The organism is Pseudomonas fitomaticsae (assembly GCF_021018765.1).
GTDB lineage: Bacteria > Pseudomonadota > Gammaproteobacteria > Pseudomonadales > Pseudomonadaceae > Aquipseudomonas > Aquipseudomonas fitomaticsae.
Window position 1 is genome coordinate 5,511,402 of record NZ_CP075567.1, and the last position, 17,540, is coordinate 5,528,941.

Genomic DNA, 17,540 nt, shown 5'->3' on the forward strand with positions numbered 1-17,540 from the left:
GATCAGTCGAGTGCCTTGACGACTCGGTAGCTCTTCCAGGCTTCCTCCAGCGTTTCTTCCCAGTCGTCGGCATACGCCGGGGTCATCACGACAGCGAGGGTGGTCGCGCAGAGCAGGCGAAAGGCCAAGGTGAAAGCGGGCATGTGTAATCCGTTACGGTGATGAGGAATGGCGCGACGCTACTATTTTGCTATCTTGCCGTCCACTCAGGATGGAGTGCCTGGAAGGTAACTCCGTACTCAAGCCGGTTTAAGGAAAGTGCTCGATGAAAACCCTGTTAGCCCTTACTGCCCTCGCCGGCATGTGGATCTGGGTCGTAAGAAACAGAGGCAACTGGCATTTGTTACTCGCCAACCTCGCCGGAGCAGGTGCCGGTCTGGTCGCGATCGCGGTGCAGTCGATTGTGTTCGCTGGATTGTTCGATTCTGAATTGCCCAAGGGCGTGGCCCTGAGCCTGCTTGCAGTGCTGACCAGCGCTGGTGCCTTTGCCGGTGTCTGGATGTGGATCGCCCGCCGCCCGCAACCGGAGCACCCGGTCGCACGTCAACTGCTCGGCGCCATCTGTGGCTTCGCCAGCGGCGTGACGACTCTGGTTTTCATTGCTCTCAACTTTTAATTGGTTTTGCTATCGTGCTGGCCATTATCGCAGCGGGCTCGACGCGTGCTGACTTGAGCAATCTTTGAATGTTATAGGAAAGGATCGAATGGAGTTTCTGCGTTTTCTGGCATTTGTCGCGACCTGGGGTTTCATGTGGCGCTGGGTGGTGAAAAACCGCGGCAGCTGGAACCTGTTCTACGGCAATCTCGTTGGCGCGGCGGGCGGCTTCATTGTCGGGGTGGTGGTGTTGTCGATCACGCTTTCGCTGCTCCCGTCGGCGGACAAGCCTCGGAAGCAGATTGAAGAAACAGCGGCTCAAGCGGTCGCCCCTGCCGTGGCAAAACCTGAAACGCTGAAACCGCCGGTGATCGTTCAAAAGCCGGCTCCAGCGCCTGACAAGCTGCCAACGTTTACCGCCGGGCAACCACAAAACGAGCCGTCGCCACCCGAGTCCGCCTTGCTGCCGAACTACCGCAATCGCGTGACGGAGTCGATCTCGGAGAAAACCCAGCAGGACAAATACGACGAGGCGTTCGCTTTGATCCGCGCACAGGTCGGCAATGACCCGGGCGCTGACCAGTCGCCGATCGCGTCGGTCATGTGCATCCCCTTTGTTCGACAAGCCATGCGCTTTCCGGCGTCGGCGTTCCTTGTCGAGAACGCCCCCGAATCGGCTCAGCGCTTCAAGGATCAGATCTACACCATCAGCAACACCATCACTGCACGCAACATGCTGGGTGATGACATCAGCTACCGGTTCGACTGCTCCTTGCAACGGATCGCAGGCACGGACGCGGGTTTTGCCGCCTGGAAATTGCTTGATCTGAAGCTGCAAAAGTCCGGATCTTAAGCCTCGTTTAAGGGTATTGGGCGCCAGCTGCGCTATGATCGCCGGCTGTGTGCCCAGAGCCTGATCCCGGATGCCCCGCCCCCTTGATAACCCTGCTCCACTCCCACCGGTATTGGCCGGGCCACTGCTGCGCCGACTGGAACCGACGCGCTTAGTGTTTTGGCTGGTCGGCAGCCGCGAACTGTCGTTGACCTTGCGCCTGCATGGCGTAGGAGCCATTCCACTGGATGCCGGGAAATGCACGGTCATTCCAGTAGGCACCCGGGCTTTTGTTCACCTGATCGACGTTGCACTGGAAACCGCCCTACCCTGCGACACCCGCATCGACTATGACCTGTTGATCAATGGCCAGCAGCCGATCGCCGATTGGGCGCCACACCTGCTCTACGACAACACCAGCGGCCCGAACTTCGTCCTGCGTTCGCGCATCGACCAGTTGCTGCATGGTTCCTGCCGCAAACCCCATCACCCGGCCGCCGACGGCCTGCTCTGCGTTGATCGGTTGTTGGCCAACGAAACCGATCCGCAGCATCGTCCTGCCCTGCTGATGATGAGCGGTGATCAGGTCTACGCCGACGATGTGGCCGGCCCGATGTTGCGGGCGATTCACGCTCTGATCGAGCGCCTCGGCCTGTTCGGTGAGCACCTCGAAGGCGCGGTGGTCAGCGACAGCGCGAAACTCTACGAACACCCGGCCAGCTACTACCATCGTGCGGACTTGCTGCCGGCACTGGAAAGCAACGAGACCCTGCGCGATCGTTTTTTCGGCGGTGCGCGCAAGCCGATTTTTACCAGCAGCAGCGCCGACAATCACCTTGTGACGTTCGCCGAAGTCATGGCGATGTATTTGCTCGTGTGGTCGCCAACACCCTGGACGCTGGTCAATCCGCAGCCGCCAGCGCTGACGCCTGAGCGCCTCAAGCGCTATGCCCTCGAGCAGACCCGCATCGACGGGTTCAAGGCCGGCCTCGGCCAGGTAGCACGGGCATTGGCGCACCTGCCGAGCCTGATGATCTTCGATGACCACGACATCACCGACGACTGGAACCTGTCCGCGCAATGGGAGGAAACGGCCTACGGCCATCCGTTCTCCAAGCGCATCATCGGCAACGCGCTGATCGCCTACATGCTGTGTCAGGGCTGGGGCAACAATCCGGATGCATTCAGCACAGTACTGGAGAAGACCCGAGGCCTGAGCGCCAGCGGTGACGACCGCTATCTCGACGCTCCCGTGCAGGACGGATTGATTGAGGAACTGCTGTGTTTTCAGCAATGGCATTTCGTATTGCCGACCAGCCCGGCGCTGGTGGTGCTCGACACCCGTACCCGACGCTGGCGCAGCGAGATGGCGCTCAAGCAACCGTCGGGCTTGCTGGACTGGGAAGCCTTGAGCGAACTGCAGCAGGAACTGCTCGACCACCCTTCGGCGATCATCGTCTCGCCAGCACCGATCTTTGGCGTGAAGCTGATCGAAACCGTGCAGCGAGTGTTCAGCTGGTGCGGTTATCCACTGCTGGTGGACGCGGAAAACTGGATGGCCCATCGCGGCGCAGCTCAGGTGATCCTGAACATTTTCCGACACTCGCGTACGCCGGGCAGTTACGTGGTGCTGTCAGGCGACGTGCACTATTCCTTCGTCTACGAAGTCCTGATCCGACACCGCAAGGGCGGCCCGCGGATCTGGCAAATCACCAGCAGCGGCATCAAGAACGAATTCCCACCCACCCTGCTGGAATGGTTCGACCGCCTCAACCGCTGGCTCTACTCACCACGCTCGCCGCTCAATTGGCTCACCAAACGCCGCCGCATGCGCATCGTCCCGTACGTGCCGGAACACGCCGAAGCGGGTGAGCGGCTGTGGAATTCGGCGGGGATCGGCCAGGTGTTTTTCAATCAACAGGGACAACCGAACGACATCGTCCAACACAACTCGAATGGCGCACCGAAGACCCGGATGCTGGCGCCGGATTTGTCGGATTACCCTGATTAGAAAAATCTCACGCAGGGAGCGAGAAAGATGGCAGGGTCGTCGGAATCAGCTTACAGAAGACCCAGAAACGTCTCGATGAGACTTCGGTGATACTCAGCACACCGCAGGCAGCCCGTCTGTGGCACAACCACTGATAGGTATCGCCTTGTCATCCTGTACTCATTTCTGTACGTTCTCTGCATCAAGCGAGGACTACAACATGGACACTATCAACTACACCACAGCTCGTGCGCACTTGGCTGAAACCATGGATCGCGTGAATGAAGACTGCGCCCCACTTCTGGTAACCCGCCAAAAAGGCGAGCCTGTAGTGATGATGTCTCTGGCCGAATACAACGCGCTGGAAGAAACGGCTTATCTGCTGCGCTCTTCGGCCAATGCCGAGCGCTTGATCAAATCGATTGGCGAAATGCGCGCTGGAAAAGCCAAAGTCAGGCAACTGATCGAAGAATGAAAATCCAGTTCACGCCAACGGGTTGGGAAGACTACTTGTGGTTTCAGCAAAACGATAAGGCCGGTCTCAAACGAATCAATCTTTTGATCAAAGCGATCCAGCGCCAACCCTTTGAAGGCTTGGGTAAACCGGAGCCACTCAAGCACAACATGAGCGGCTTCTGGTCACGGCGGATAACTGCCGAGCATCGCCTGGTCTATGCAATCGTAGACGGCGAAATCTGCGTCATAACTTGCAGATTTCACTACTGACCGGGGGATCAGACATGGCTCAGGGAACGGCCAACCCCTCTGACAATCATCCCCACCTCCCGCTCATCAATCGTCAGCGGCGGCAGCAGCCGGATCGTCTTGCCGCGCGTGACGTTGATCAGCAGTCCATGATCCCTCGCAGCAATCAGTGTCAGGTCGCGGATCGGCTGTTTCAGTTCAATGCCGATCATCAGCCCTTGCCCACGAATCGCCAGCACATTCGGATTGTCCGCCAGCTCTGCGCGCAAGCGGGTCAGCAGGCGCTCACCCTGGACCCTGGCATTTTCCAGCAGACCTTGTTCTTCGATAATCTCGAGCACGGTGCAACCCACCCGGCACGCCAGTGGATTGCCGCCGAAGGTGCTGCCATGGCTGCCGGGGGTGAACAGATCCGCCGCCCGGCCCCGTGCCAGGCAAGCGCCGATCGGCACGCCGTTGCCCAGGCCCTTGGCGAGGGTCATGACGTCGGGAACGATGCCTTCGTGCTGGAACGCAAACCAGCGGCCGGTACGACCGATACCAGTCTGGATCTCGTCAAGCATCAGCAGCCAGGCGTGGCGGTTGCACAACTCACGCAGGGCCTTGAGGTAGCCGGGCGGCGCCAGTTGCACGCCGCTTTCGCCCTGGATCGGTTCGACCAGAATCGCCACGATCCGCTGACCATGTTTGCGCTGCACTTGCTCCAGCGCCGCAATATCGCCGAACGGCACTTTGATGAAATCCCCGGGCAAGTCATTGAAACCGAGCCGCACCGCCGGGCCATCACTGGCGGACAAGGTGCCGAGGGTACGGCCATGAAACGCGTTGGCCATCACCACCACCAGCGGCTGCTCGGTGCCTTTGCGCCAGCCGTACAGACGCGCCAGTTTCAGCGCGGTTTCATTGGCCTCGGCACCGGAATTGTTGAAGAACGCCCGCTCCATCCCCGCCAGTTGCGTCAGCTTCTGCGCCAGCGACTGTTGCCAGTCGATGCTGTAGAGATTGGAGGTGTGCAGCAGCAATCCCGCCTGCTCGCTGATCGCCGACACGATGCGCGGGTGCGAGTGGCCGACATTGGTCACCGCCACGCCCGCCACCGCATCCAGATATTCGCGTCCCGCCTGATCCCAGAGTCGGGTACCCAGGCCTTTGATGAAGCTCAAGTCCAGCGGTTGGTAGGTATTCATCAGGGCGGCGGTCATGTCGGCAAACTCCAGCGAGGTGAGGTGCTGGCAGTATGGTTATCCACCTGAACTGGATAAACTCGGCAAAACTTCAATCATTTAAAAGCCGGGCTTGATAATGGATTTGTTCCAGTCGATGAGCGTGTACGTCAAGGTTGTGGAGTCCGGCAGCATGACGGCGGCCGCGCTGCAGTGCGAAATGTCCACGACCATGGTGGGCAATCACCTGCGGGCGCTGGAGCAACGGCTCGGCGTGCAACTGTTGCAACGCACCACCCGCCGCCAGCGGCTGACCGAGTTCGGCAGCGTTTACTACCAGCGCTGCCTGGAAGTACTTGGCCTTGTTGCCGACTCCGAACGCCTCGCCGAACAGACGCTTGATGAACCGCGCGGCATCCTGCGAGTTACCGCGCCGCTGACCTTTGGCGTCGAACGCCTGGCCCCGGCGCTCAGTGAGTTTTCCCTGCAATGTCCGCAGGTCAAACTCGACGTGATCCTGACCAACCGCCGTCCGGACCTGCTGGAAAGCGGCCTCGACGTGGCCTTCCGACTGGGCCACTTCGACCAGTCCAACCTGATCGCCCGCCCGCTGATCGACTACACCCTGACCGTCTGCGCCTCCCCGGAATACGTGGCCCGACGCGGCATGCCGCTCACGCCTGAAGATCTGCGTCAGCACGACTGCCTGTCGTTTGCCTATCCCGCCGGGGACGACTGGCAATCGGTGGAAAAGCAGTGGCGCCTCAGCGGCCCGGACGGGGAATTCATGGTCGACGTCAAAGGGCCGATGCTGATCAACAGTTCCGCCGGCCTGCATCAGGCCGCGCGCACTGGCATGGGCATCGTGATGCTGCCGGACGCACTGGTGGAACAGGATCTGCGCGACGGCAAACTGGTCGTGGTGATGCCGGACTATCAGCCGCCGAACCGCCCGATGCATCTGCTTTACGCGCCGGATCGCTATCGGTTGCCGAAACTGCGTCGCTTCGTCGAGTTCGCCATGCAGATGTGGGGCAGACCGTAGGCAACACGACTACTGTTGGAAATACACCAGGGACGGGATCAACGAATGAACAAAGACATTTCAATACGCGACCTCATGCCCACGGAAGTGGAGGTGGCAAGGCAGTTTCTGGAGGCGAACGGTTGGGGCCATCGCACCGGCATCGCCGAACATTTCGCACAGCTTGTTCAGAACTCTCAGCGCACCGCCGTGGCATTGAGCGGCCAGCAGATTGTCGGTTTCGCCCGTGGCATCACCGACGGTTTGTCCAACGGTTACCTGTCGATGGTGGTGGTCGACGGGCAACACCGGCGCGCGGGCATCGGACGGGCGCTGGTCGAACATGTGATGGGCGACAACACCGACATAACCTGGGTCCTTCGTGCCGGGCGCGAAGGTGCGGAAGCGTTTTTTGCCAGCCTGGGGTTTGAAACGTCGGTGATCGCGATGGAGCGTTTGCGGCTGAAATAGCCTGCGTGATCGACGCTTAAACGCTGATTGTTGATTGCGTTTGTTTAATCACTCAACAACCTTGAATGCCATTTCCGAGATGTCCGTAGGAACCGTCTCGACTTGCATTTTCGGCATTCGCACACTCAGCGAGCCTGAATACAATCCGCCGACTTCTGAAAGCGCGGACGCATTCAAGGCCCCTCATGACCTTCAGCTCACCCAAGTTCTTCCTGATCTACCTGCCCATTGTCTTTTTTGTGTACTTCTTCCTGAATCGTCAGCGGCTGGTCACGGCTGGAAAAGTCTGGCTCGTCATTGCCAGTCTGATTTTCTATGGGCGCTGGAGCGTCGCTTACATTCCCTTGCTCATGTTCTCCATCGGCTTCAACTTCATTGTTGGGAAAGCCCTCGCCGCCCCCGACAACCACTTGCCGTCAGGCCTGTCGAAAAGGGCCATCCTGGGCATTGGAATAGTCACCGACCTGGCCTTGCTCGGGTATTTCAAATACACCAACTTCCTGGTCGACAACATCAACTCGGCGCTCGGCACAGAGTTGTTTTTCTACCAGGTCATCCTGCCTCTGGGCATCAGCTTCTACACGTTTACGCAAATCGCCTTTCTGGTGGACTGCTACAAGAACCTCGCGAAAGAGTACAGCTTCATCAACTACGCGCTGTTCGTAACGTTCTTCCCTCACCTGATCGCCGGGCCGATTCTTCACCATAAAGAAATGATGAGTCAGTTCCAGTCACGCTGGACGCTCGTCATTCGCCACAGAAACGTGGTCATGGGCCTGTTCATTTTCAGCATCGGTCTGTTCAAGAAAGTGATGATTGCCGACACCTTTGCCATCTGGGCGGATGCCGGGTTCGCTCAGGGTGTCAGTCATGATTTTTTCAGCGCGTGGACGACCAGTCTTTCCTACACCTTTCAGCTCTACTTCGACTTCAGCGGTTACTGCGACATGGCAATAGGCGCCGCGTTGCTGTTCAACATATGGCTGCCGCTGAACTTCAACTCACCTTACAAGGCGCTGGACATCCAGGACTTCTGGCGGCGCTGGCACATGACGTTGAGCCGTTACCTTCGCGACTACCTGTACGTACCGCTGGGCGGTAACCGGTGCGGCCGGCAGCGTTTGTACTTCAATCTGATGGTGACTTTCGTTCTCGGCGGGCTCTGGCACGGTGCGAGCTGGATGTTCATCATCTGGGGAGCATTGCATGGCGGCGCCATTGTCATGCACCGAGTCTGGAAACAAGCGGGCCTGTCGCTGCCGGATCCTGTCGGATGGTTTGTCACGTTCATGTTCGTGAACATCACATGGGTGTTCTTCAGAGCCGACTCCATTGACGATGCACTGCGCATATTGCGCGGGATGGTTGATTTCGACTCGATCCATCAGCTCTCCGTAAACACCGTCCCGACTGCCAACCTTGCCTGGGGAGGGACGCTATCCGATCGCTTGCTCGAAACCCTTCCCACAGGCCTGACAGCCAACCTTGCACCAACATTGATGATTGCCGTCGCGCTGCTGATCATCCGCCGCAAAAACGCTTTCGAACTCACCGCTCACACTGACTTTGGAAAGGCGAAGACCCTCGCCATGCCCACGCTGTTTTGTCTTTCGCTGTACGCCAGCGTGCAAAGCAAAAGCCCCGTTTTCCTCTACTTCAACTTCTAGGGGCTCGCCTGTGAAAAGACGTTTATATGCGGCACTCACCCTGACTGCATTGATCATGTGCACTGTTCCGACCGTCAATCTGTACCGGGTGTTTACGACACAGAGCGACGTGAAATGGTGGAAGGCCAAGGTGTTGTATAACATGGACCTGTTTCATGGGCTCATCAGCCAACTGATCTATCCCATGGGGCTATCGATTCATCCGAGCAAGGTCATCATCGGAAAGGAAGGCTGGCTGTTTCTCGGCGATGAATATGCCGACAAGATTTCTGTAAAACGCGCAGGTGTTGACAAGAAAGAAACGCAAATCATCGAAAACGTCGCCCGATCCGTGGAGCTCTGGGATCAGTGGCTTAGCAGCAAAGGCGTAACTGCCTTTCGCATTGTCATAGGCCCGGACAAAGACTCCGTATATCCGGAATACCTTCCGGACTGGTCGTCACACACAAGCCTCAGGCCAACCGACGTGCTACTGCGCCACGCCCGGGGCGATATTTATGTCGACCCCATAAAGGCGCTGGTACAAGCCAAACAACAGTTCGCTCATCCGCTCTACTACCGGACCGACACGCACTGGAACAACGCCGGAGCCTGGATTGCCTTTGATGAGTTACGCAAGAGCCTGACGAACACCCAGACTCGGTTGATCTGGCCGCAGGCCCGGGCCCCCCTGACTCTGACCACACACAAACGCGGCGGCGGCGACCTCGCGCACTTTCTACGGATCCAGGAGTCGCTGAGCGACAATGAAGTCGTACTCAACTTCCCCGACGAGTACTCGCTGCCGGTCGAACACCATGACTTCAACTCCGGTGAAATGACCTTCTCGGGTCAGAACATCGGTATCGCATCACCGGCGTCGCTTCTTCTGGTCAGCTCCCCGCAAGCCTTGAACTCGAAAAAAGTGCTTTGGCTACGTGATTCGTTTGGCACAGCCATGACGCCTTTGATGACCGCGACCTTCAGCGAGACGCTGCATGTGTATTACTTGCTGCTCAAACCCGAAGCACTGGTCGCCCTCGTTGAACGGTTTCAACCGGACTATGTGTTCATCACCAGTGTCGAGCGCGATATTCGCGGTGATTTTTTCCAGTCGGGCCCTCCCGTTACCCACGTCGATGCAACCGTGATCAACTAGCCCAACAGGCAGATGCGTTTGCCTTGAGTTCGGCAACAGCTATGCTCGTCTTTCTCTTTCCAGCATGGATGCTGCGCAATGCTCACGATTCTGCAAAACACTCCGATACGGGTTTACCTGATTTTTCTGCTGCTGGTTTATTTCGGCATCAAGGCGTTCTCTCCCCGCCGCGAAAGCCGTGCCTCGATGCTGATAACACCTCCGGCGTTTTTGGCGTGGTCGCTGTACTCCCTGAACCTGACGATCAATCCGGCCTTGTTTTTCAGCATCTGGCTCGGCGCGCTGTTGCTGGGCGGTTTCTCGGCCTGGCTGGTGTTCTCCCGCCGGGGCGTGGTGCTCGACGACTCTGGAAAGGGGCTAATCATGCCGGGTACGGTAAAAATCCTGATCATGTACCTGATGTTCTTTTCCGCGAACTACTACTTCGGTTACCAGAATGACGTGAATCCGGAGCTTTCCGCGTCCCCGGACATGCTGCTGCTCAAGGCCGGCATTGCGGGTTTCATGTGCGGCCTGATCAGCACCCGTTCGCTGAAGCTCTACTGGACGCTGCGTGGCCTGGCGTCCCGGCGGTTGCCGGGGAATGTCGTCGCCAATGAATGAGACAAGACACACCCGCTGCCTGGTTGCCCTTCACAAATCATCGGGATAAATAATCGGCACCACCGGCCCCTTGCTCCGTGACAACGCCGCCGCGCTCCCCTAAATTAGTCGGCCTGAAAAAGCCCCCAGCGCTTTCTCGTCTCATCTCAAGTTAAAAAAGTAGTGAAATTTCAATGTCCGATTTCAACACCGCTGAATCCGTAGTCACTCTGTCGTCCAAAGCGGAATACGAAAACTCCATCAATCTTTCACAACACATCCCACAGGCGAAGATCATCAGCGAGATGGTGCTGGACGCGTTCCAGTCGAGCCGCGAGAGCGATCAGATCCGCGAACTGCGCGCCGCGATCCGTCAGGCCCACGACCGCTTCGATGACGACCAGGCTTACGAGCTGATGGGCGAACTCAAGCGTCTGAAGGACGCCGAAGCGGCCGACATCGCCGCCCTCGAAGACCTCAGCAGCAAATTCCCGATCAGCCGCATCCTGTCGAGCTTCAAGGACGATCCGGCGTTTCAGGAAATCGTCTACGGCCTGGCCCTCAAGGTGCTGAACCAGACCCATCAGGCGATCAGCAACCCGAGCGGCGGCAAGAGCAAGGCTGCCCGCGCCAAGAAAGACGTCGAAGTGTTCAGCATCAGCAAGGACGGCATCAGCGTGACCCTGCCAATGCGCACACCGCGTTCGCGCCTGAGCGTGGATCGCGAGGCGCTGGAATTCCTTGGTTTCACCTTCGTCGGTGAAGGCGATGAGGCGGAAATTGAAGGCGAAACCTTCGTCGACAACGCCGGCACCGAGCACGCGATCAACCGCAAGAACATCATCACCGCGCTGCAACAGCAGACCGCGTTCGATGGCTACAGCATCGCCGCCCAGTAATACCGGCGCTGACGAAAAAGCCCCGCTCTGAAATCCAGGCGGGGCTTTTTGTTGTCCGCAGATTGGCGATTATGCCGATGGATGCACGGCGGCAATCATGTCGACTTCGATGGCTGCGTTTTTCGGCAACTGATAGACGCCGACGGTGGTGCGGGTGTGTCGCCCGACATCGCCCAACACATAACTGAATACATCCGACGCGCCGTTGGCGACTTCGCTGAGGTCGACGAAATCCGGCGTGGACTTCACGTACACCGTGACCCGCAACAACGACCTGACCTTGTCCAGCGAACCGACTGCATCGACGATAAAGGCCAGACAACGCATCGCGCTGATGCTCGCCGCGGCCTGCGCATCCTTGAGCGTCAATTCCTGCCCCACCCGCCCCGGGTACTGAATCTTGCCCTCGGTGCGCGGCACCATGCCGCTGATGTAAATCTCGTCGTGATGACGGATCAACGGCGCGTAATTGCCACCCACCGTGTTCTCGCCATTGATGTCGTAGTTCAGCTCTTTTGCCAGGGCAATGAAGCGCTCGTCGCAGGTCATCCTCTCAGTCATTTCGCCCAGCCTCTTGATCAATGCATGAAAACCGCAGATTACGACAGTCGAGCGCCGAACAGTGCATGGCGCCATAACTGACAGGGTTGGATCGAAATCTAGGTCTTTTGCCAGTGCACCGCAACCCGTGACTGCTACAACGAAAAAGCCCCTCACGACATAATCCGTGCGGGGCTTTATCTAAACTTGGAAATGACTTTAAACAGCGCTCAATCGCTCGACCATGTCAGGGAATTTTTCCACCAAACGGATCAGCAAGGCAGCCTGAGCGTTGGGCTTTGATTTCTCCTGCTCCCAGTTTCTAAGGGTGCTTGGACTTGTTCTGATTCTCCTGGCAAAAACCGCCTGTGACATGTGCAGTTTCTCCCGTAGCGCTACGATTTCCTGAGCACCGACTTCCGGGGCGGGTTTGTCCTCGAGTGTCGTATTACGTAGCGTGATTTTTCCTTCGCGTTGAGCCGCCATCTCATCAACGCCCTGCATCAATTCTGCAAACAGGTCGCGTTTTTTCATGGGGTACCTCGTGTTTTCAACTCTTTCTCTATAGCTCCCTTGAGCGCCTTCTCTTGCTCGGCGGTCAAATTCTCAAGCTCATCTTTGTCATAAATCGCAAACATCCAGAACTGGCCATCATTCATAAGCCAATAATAGATAACTCGCAAGCCGCCTCGCCTGCCCTTGCCTCGACGAACATCAACCCAACGCAGTTTTCGGAAGCCGCCTGTTCGTGGCATGACGTCGCCCGCATGCGGGTTGCTTTGCATGTAGGTCTGCAGCTCACGGTATTCGTCATCCGTGAGGTAATGACCCAGGTTGGCGGTGAATAGTGTGGTTTCAAAGAATACTGTTCTCATTCAAAAACTATAAGCAAATTGCCTATAGCTGAACAATAAACACCTTTCGCGGCGAATAAACAATCCTCAACAAAAAACCCCGCTCATCTCTCGATGAACGGGGTTTCTCGTACAACGTTCGAACCTTACGGCGCGTACGTCAGCAGCAGCTCGGTCGGCACCTTGAAGTCCAGGGACATCATGACGCTCAGCGCGGTGATGGTGAAGATCGAGAACACGAACAGCTTGCGTGCCCAGACCGTGTCATCCACCGCCTTGTAGCCGGTCCAGGCCATGTACAGCCAGTACATGCCCATGGCCGCGGCGACGGCGAGGTAGCTCATGCCGGCGTAACCGCTGAAGGTCAGCATCAAGGTCGCCACGAGGAAGGCCAGGATGTAGAGCAGGATGTGCTTCTTGGCCACCTGGATTCCGCGCTTCACTGGCAGCACCGGAATCGATGCAGCCAGGTAATCGTTGAAGCGGAAGATCGCGATGGCGTAGGAATGCGGCATCTGCCACAGACTGAACATCACCAGCAGGGTCAGCGCGGCCATGTCGAAGCTGTTGGTCACGGCTACGTAACCGATCACCGGCGGCATGGCGCCCGACAGACTGCCCACCAGCGTGCCGTGAACCGACTTGCGCTTGAGGTACAGGCTGTAGAAGCCGACGTAGATGATGAAGCCGATCACGGCGAACAGGGCAGCCAACGGGTTGGCCACCTTGTACAGCAACGCAACGCCGGCGACACCCAGGACGGTCGCATAGACCAGGGCCAGTTTCAGGGAGATCAAGCCCTGGACCAGCACCCGGTTCTTGGTGCGTTCCATCTTCAGGTCGATGTCGCGGTCGATGCAGTTGTTGAACACGCAACCGGAGGCCACAACCAGGGAAGTGCCGATCATGGCGGCCAGGAACACCGCCAGATCTACATGCCCTTTCGAGGCCAGGAAGAACCCGCCTGCCACAGAAAGCACGTTACCGAAAATGATCCCCGGTTTGGTGATTTGGATAAAGTGCTTGAGCGACATCGGGTTTACCTCACTTCGCCATCATGTAGGTGTGGATGCTGAACATGATCCACAGCGACAGACCGACCAGCAGCACGATCACGATGGCCGTAAAGACGAACGCAATCACGTTGTTACGTTGAGCGATGGAACGGTCCAGGTGCAGGAAGTAATACAGGTGAACGATCACCTGGATCACGGCGAACAGCAGGACGATTGCCAGCGTCGTCGACTTCGGCAGGGTCGGGAACATCACCAGGCCGAACGGGATGACGGTCAGGATTACCGACAGAATGAAGCCGATGGCGTACGACTTGACGCTGCCGTGGCCAGCATCATGGCTGTCATGGGAGTGTGCATTAGCCATTACAGGGTCCCCATCAGGTAAACAACGGTGAATACGCAGATCCACACCACGTCCAGGAAGTGCCAGAACAGGCTCAGGCAGCTCAGACGGGTCTTGTTGGTCGCCGTCAGGCCGTGCTTGTTGACCTGGTACATCATGATGCCCATCCAGATCAGGCCGGCGGACACGTGCAGACCGTGGGTACCGACCAGCGTGAAGAACGCCGACAGGAAGCCCGAACGGCTAGGACCGAAGCCCTCGGAGATCAGCAGGTGGAACTCGTTGATCTCCATGGCGATGAAGCCTGCGCCGAGCAGGAAGGTCATGAACAACCAGCCCAGAACCTGCTGCTTTTTACCTTTGTACAACGCCAGCATGGCGAAGCCGTAGGTGATCGAGCTGAACAACAGCAGAGCGGTTTCGCCCAGCACGTATGGCAGTTCGAAGATGTCGTGGCCCGACGGGCCACCGGCGACGTTGTTTACCAGTACCGCGTACACCGCGAAGATCGACGCAAACAGAATGCAGTCGGTCATCAGGTAGAGCCAGAAACCGTATACGGTCATCTCGCCCGAGTCGTGGTGATGGTCATCGTGCCCATGGTCATGACCATGGGCGTGTCCAGCATTGGTCACTAAGTTCGACATTGTTTAAGCCTGTTCCAACTTGGTTTCAACACGGGTTGCGGAAGCAGGGATCTTCCCGGCCGCTACCAGACGCTTGTGCTGCTCGGCTTCGATGCGCTCGATCACGTCGACCGGCACCATGTAGCCCTGATCGTCACGTGCTGCGTGAATCACGAAGTAGATGACAGTGCCGGCCAGGCTGGCGATCGCCAACCACCAGATGTGCCAGATCATCGCGAAACCGAACACGGTCAGCAGTGCGCCCATCACCACGCCAGTGGCGGTGTTGTTCGGCATGTGGATCGGTTCGTACTTGGCCGGAGCCTTGTACGCGGTACCGTTTTCCTTGGCCTCGGTGAACGGATCGATGCAGTCTGCTTTTGGCAGTACAGCGAAGTTGTAGAACGGAGGTGGCGACGAGGTCGACCATTCCAGGGTATGAGCATTCCACGGGTCACCGTGTTCGCACATGTTTTCCGGCTTGTTGCGGTCACGCACCGACACGTACAGCTGGATCAGCTGGCAGGCGATACCGACAGCGATCATCACCGCACCGAACATGGCAACGTACAGGTACGGTACCCACTCAGGGTTGGTGGTGGCGTTCAGACGACGGGTCATGCCCATGAAGCCCAGCGCGTAGAGCGGCATGAACGCGACGAAGAAGCCCGAGATCCAGAACCAGAACGCTGCTTTACCCCAGCCTTCGTGCAGCTTGAAGCCGAACGCTTTCGGGAAGTAGAAGCCGAAGCCTGCGATGTAGCCGAATACCGCGCCGCCGATGATCACGTTGTGGAAGTGAGCGATCACGAACAGGCTGTTGTGCAGAACGAAGTCAGCACCCGGGATGGCCAGCAGTACGCCGGTCATGCCGCCGATGGCGAAGGTCACCATGAAGCCCAGGGTCCACAGAACCTGGCTGGTGAAGCGCAGACGGCCCTGGTAGATGGTGAACAGCCAGTTGAACAGTTTCACACCCGTCGGGATGGAAATCAGCATCGTCGCCAGACCGAAGAAGGCGTTGACGCTGGCACCCGAACCCATGGTGAAGAAGTGGTGCAGCCAAACCATGAAGCCCAGTACCGAGATCGCGCCCGAGGCGTAGATCATCGAGTGGTGGCCGAACAGTTTCTTGCCGGTGAAGGCCGAGATGACTTCCGAGAAAATGCCGAATGCCGGCAGGATCAGGATGTAAACCTCAGGGTGGCCCCATGCCCAGAACAGGTTGACGTACATCATTGGATTGCCACCAAGTTCATTGGTGAAAATGTGGAAATCCATGTAACGGTCAAGGGTCAGCAGTGCCAGGGTAGCGGTCAGGATCGGGAACGAAGCCACGATCAGAACGTTTGCCCAGGTGCAGGTCCAGGTGAAGATCGGCATGTCCATCAGTTTCATGCCAGGGGTACGCATTTTCAGCACGGTCGCGAGGAAGTTAACCCCCGTTAGCGTTGTACCCAGACCCGATAGCTGTAGCGCCCAGATGTAGTAGTCCATCCCCACGCCAGGGCTGTATTGCAGACCCGACAACGGTGGATACGCTACCCAGCCGGTCTTGGCGAATTCGCCGACGCCCAGGGACAGGTTGATCAGCACGACGCCGGACACCAGCAGCCAGAAGCTCAGGGAGTTCAGGAACGGGAACGCAACGTCACGCGCGCCGATCTGCAGCGGCACTGCAAGGTTCATCAGGCCGGTGAAGAATGGCATCGCCATGAAGATGATCATGATCACACCGTGAGCGGTGAAGATCTGGTCATAGTGTTCAGGTGGCAGGTAGCCAGGCGAACCCTCGGTGGCCATGGCCAGCTGGGTACGCATCATGATGGCGTCGGCAAAACCGCGCAGCAGCATGACCATGGCGACGATGATGTACATCACGCCGATTTTCTTGTGGTCGACCGACGTCAGCCACTCGGTCCACAGGTAAGTCCACTTCTTGAAGTAGGTGATTGCAGCGAACAACGCCAGACCACCGAGCGCGATCATCGAGATGGTGACCATCACGATCGGCTCGTGGAAAGGGATCGCTTCCCAACTTAATTTACCAAACATCGTTTACTCCTCTGCCCCGGCAGCTGAATGCGAATTCGAGTCCATATCCGTTGCCGCCACTTCTTTCTCTTTCTTCTCGTGCTTCAGCGGCTTGCCCGGTTTCATGCCTTCGTACTTGTCGACGATGGTCTGGAACAGGTTCGGCGTGACCGAGGAGTAGAGCTCGACTGGATTGTTCTGGCTTGGCTTGGCAAGGGCTGCGTATTCAGCGGCTTCAAGCTGTTTAGGTGCCTTTTTGACTTCACTTACCCAGGCGTCGAAATCTTCCTGAGAAGTTGCGATCGCTTTGAATTTCATACCGGTGAAACCAGCGCCGCTGTAGTTGGCGGAGATACCGTCCATTTCAGCGTTGCGGTCAGCGATCAGGTGCAGCTTGGTGGTCATGCCCGCCATCGCGTAGATCTGGCCGCCCAGGCCCGGGATGAAGAACGAGTTCATCACCGCGTCCGAAGTGATCCGGAAGTTAACCGGGGTATGCGCCGGGAACACGATCTTGTTGACCGTGGCGATGCCTTGTTCCGGGTAGATGAACAGCCACTTCCAGTCCAGCGCGACCACTTCGATGGTCACAGGCTTGACGTCGGATTCGATCGGACGATACGGATCCAGCGAGTGGGTCGACTTGTAGGTGATGTAACCCAGGGCAATGATGATCAGGACCGGAATGGTCCAGACTGCCACTTCGATCTTGGTCGAGTGCGACCATTTCGGGGTGTAGACGGCGTTCTTGTTGGAGGCGCGGTACTTCCAGGCGAACAGGAAGGTCATGACGATGACCGGCACAACGACCAACAGCATCAGCAGCGTGGCGGTGATGATCAGGTTGCGCTGTTCCAGGCCGACCTGGCCCGTTGGATTGAGCAAGGTCATGTTGCAGCCTCCCAGCAACAACGTGCCGAGCAGCGGCACTAGGCCTAGTAATCTGGGGTACCTGTTTTTACTCATCTCACGACCTCTAAAGCAGCTTGCGCAATGCAGTTGGGTTTTGATCGCCAACACTTCACCCTGCCAAGGGTTGGCATTTTCTTTGGATTGAATAA

Annotated in this window: 21 protein-coding genes; 11 read left to right on the top strand and 10 right to left on the bottom strand. The window is 57.7% G+C overall.

Annotation, left to right across the window (positions count from 1 at the left end):
- Positions 1–2 precede the first annotated feature (2 nt).
- Positions 3–143: a hypothetical protein gene (locus KJY40_RS24860; RefSeq protein ID WP_230733366.1), complete on the bottom strand. Its 141-nt coding sequence runs from the start codon at positions 141–143 to the stop codon at positions 3–5.
- Between the two features lie 122 nt (positions 144–265).
- Here KJY40_RS24860 and KJY40_RS24865 point away from each other — a divergent pair, with 122 nt between their 5' ends.
- From KJY40_RS24865 to KJY40_RS24885, 5 genes are all read left to right on the top strand, one after another.
- Positions 266–616, top strand: a complete 351-nt coding sequence (locus KJY40_RS24865; RefSeq protein ID WP_230733368.1) for a hypothetical protein — start codon at positions 266–268, stop codon at positions 614–616.
- A gap of 133 nt (positions 617–749) precedes the next feature.
- The gene (locus KJY40_RS24870; protein WP_230733370.1) at positions 750–1,448 is read left to right on the top strand and encodes a hypothetical protein; all 699 of its coding nucleotides are present in this window, start codon (positions 750–752) and stop codon (positions 1,446–1,448) included.
- A gap of 70 nt (positions 1,449–1,518) precedes the next feature.
- Positions 1,519–3,438 (top strand): alkaline phosphatase D family protein, encoded by a 1,920-nt coding sequence (locus KJY40_RS24875; RefSeq protein WP_230733373.1) that lies wholly within the window; start codon positions 1,519–1,521, stop codon positions 3,436–3,438.
- Between the two features lie 199 nt (positions 3,439–3,637).
- The gene (locus KJY40_RS24880; RefSeq protein ID WP_230733374.1) at positions 3,638–3,892 is read left to right on the top strand and encodes a type II toxin-antitoxin system Phd/YefM family antitoxin; all 255 of its coding nucleotides are present in this window, start codon (positions 3,638–3,640) and stop codon (positions 3,890–3,892) included.
- A complete protein-coding gene (locus KJY40_RS24885; protein WP_011335833.1) occupies positions 3,889–4,143 on the top strand; it encodes a Txe/YoeB family addiction module toxin in 255 nt (84 codons plus the stop codon). The genes KJY40_RS24880 and KJY40_RS24885 overlap by 4 nt, the downstream gene beginning before the upstream one ends.
- Positions 4,144–4,151: 8 nt before the next feature.
- Here the strand turns inward: KJY40_RS24885 and KJY40_RS24890 are convergent, their stop codons facing one another.
- Entirely contained in the window at positions 4,152–5,324 is a 1,173-nt protein-coding gene (locus KJY40_RS24890; RefSeq protein ID WP_230733376.1) for an aspartate aminotransferase family protein, read from the bottom strand.
- A gap of 100 nt (positions 5,325–5,424) precedes the next feature.
- On the opposite strand from KJY40_RS24890, the gene KJY40_RS24895 reads away from it, so the two are divergent.
- The 6 genes from KJY40_RS24895 (at position 5,425) to KJY40_RS24920 (ending at position 11,066) form a co-directional block, all read left to right on the top strand.
- On the top strand, positions 5,425–6,330 hold the full coding sequence (locus KJY40_RS24895) for a LysR family transcriptional regulator (RefSeq protein ID WP_230733379.1): 906 nt from the start codon (positions 5,425–5,427) through the stop codon (positions 6,328–6,330).
- 45 nt (positions 6,331–6,375) lie between these two features.
- On the top strand, positions 6,376–6,780 hold the full coding sequence (locus tag KJY40_RS24900; protein ID WP_230733380.1) for a GNAT family N-acetyltransferase: 405 nt from the start codon (positions 6,376–6,378) through the stop codon (positions 6,778–6,780).
- Positions 6,781–6,965: 185 nt separating this feature from the next.
- Positions 6,966–8,447 carry an MBOAT family O-acyltransferase gene (locus KJY40_RS24905; RefSeq protein WP_230733382.1) on the top strand — a complete coding sequence of 494 codons (1,482 nt, stop codon included), beginning with the start codon at positions 6,966–6,968 and terminating at the stop codon, positions 8,445–8,447.
- A 10-nt stretch (positions 8,448–8,457) separates the two neighbouring features.
- Positions 8,458–9,585, top strand: a complete 1,128-nt coding sequence (locus KJY40_RS24910) for an alginate O-acetyltransferase AlgX-related protein (protein WP_230733384.1) — start codon at positions 8,458–8,460, stop codon at positions 9,583–9,585.
- Between the two features lie 78 nt (positions 9,586–9,663).
- Entirely contained in the window at positions 9,664–10,188 is a 525-nt protein-coding gene (locus tag KJY40_RS24915; protein WP_230733386.1) for a DUF6622 family protein, read from the top strand.
- Between the two features lie 173 nt (positions 10,189–10,361).
- Entirely contained in the window at positions 10,362–11,066 is a 705-nt protein-coding gene (locus KJY40_RS24920; RefSeq protein WP_039765656.1) for a hypothetical protein, read from the top strand.
- 69 nt (positions 11,067–11,135) lie between these two features.
- On the opposite strand, the gene KJY40_RS24925 is transcribed toward KJY40_RS24920, so the two are convergent.
- The 8 genes from KJY40_RS24925 to cyoA all read right to left on the bottom strand — a co-directional run bounded on the left by KJY40_RS24925 (position 11,136) and on the right by cyoA (position 17,445).
- Complete coding sequence (locus tag KJY40_RS24925; RefSeq protein ID WP_007956714.1) at positions 11,136–11,627, bottom strand: RidA family protein; 492 nt, start codon at positions 11,625–11,627, stop codon at positions 11,136–11,138.
- Between the two features lie 198 nt (positions 11,628–11,825).
- Complete coding sequence (locus tag KJY40_RS24930) at positions 11,826–12,140, bottom strand: helix-turn-helix domain-containing protein (RefSeq protein ID WP_007956715.1); 315 nt, start codon at positions 12,138–12,140, stop codon at positions 11,826–11,828.
- The gene (locus tag KJY40_RS24935) at positions 12,137–12,481 is read right to left on the bottom strand and encodes a toxin (RefSeq protein WP_065261338.1); all 345 of its coding nucleotides are present in this window, start codon (positions 12,479–12,481) and stop codon (positions 12,137–12,139) included. Before KJY40_RS24935 ends, KJY40_RS24930 begins: the two co-directional genes overlap by 4 nt.
- A gap of 125 nt (positions 12,482–12,606) precedes the next feature.
- Positions 12,607–13,494: a heme o synthase gene (cyoE, locus tag KJY40_RS24940; protein ID WP_085668163.1), complete on the bottom strand. Its 888-nt coding sequence runs from the start codon at positions 13,492–13,494 to the stop codon at positions 12,607–12,609.
- Positions 13,495–13,504: 10 nt separating this feature from the next.
- Positions 13,505–13,840: a cytochrome o ubiquinol oxidase subunit IV gene (gene cyoD / locus KJY40_RS24945; protein ID WP_007956718.1), complete on the bottom strand. Its 336-nt coding sequence runs from the start codon at positions 13,838–13,840 to the stop codon at positions 13,505–13,507.
- Positions 13,840–14,466, bottom strand: coding sequence for a cytochrome o ubiquinol oxidase subunit III (locus KJY40_RS24950; RefSeq protein WP_007956720.1), 627 nt, complete (start codon positions 14,464–14,466; stop codon positions 13,840–13,842). The genes cyoD and KJY40_RS24950 overlap by 1 nt, the downstream gene beginning before the upstream one ends.
- A gap of 3 nt (positions 14,467–14,469) precedes the next feature.
- Positions 14,470–16,500 (bottom strand): cytochrome o ubiquinol oxidase subunit I, encoded by a 2,031-nt coding sequence (cyoB, locus tag KJY40_RS24955; protein ID WP_127799800.1) that lies wholly within the window; start codon positions 16,498–16,500, stop codon positions 14,470–14,472.
- Positions 16,501–16,503: 3 nt separating this feature from the next.
- The gene (cyoA, locus tag KJY40_RS24960; protein WP_011335843.1) at positions 16,504–17,445 is read right to left on the bottom strand and encodes a ubiquinol oxidase subunit II; all 942 of its coding nucleotides are present in this window, start codon (positions 17,443–17,445) and stop codon (positions 16,504–16,506) included.
- Positions 17,446–17,540: the final 95 nt, after the last annotated feature.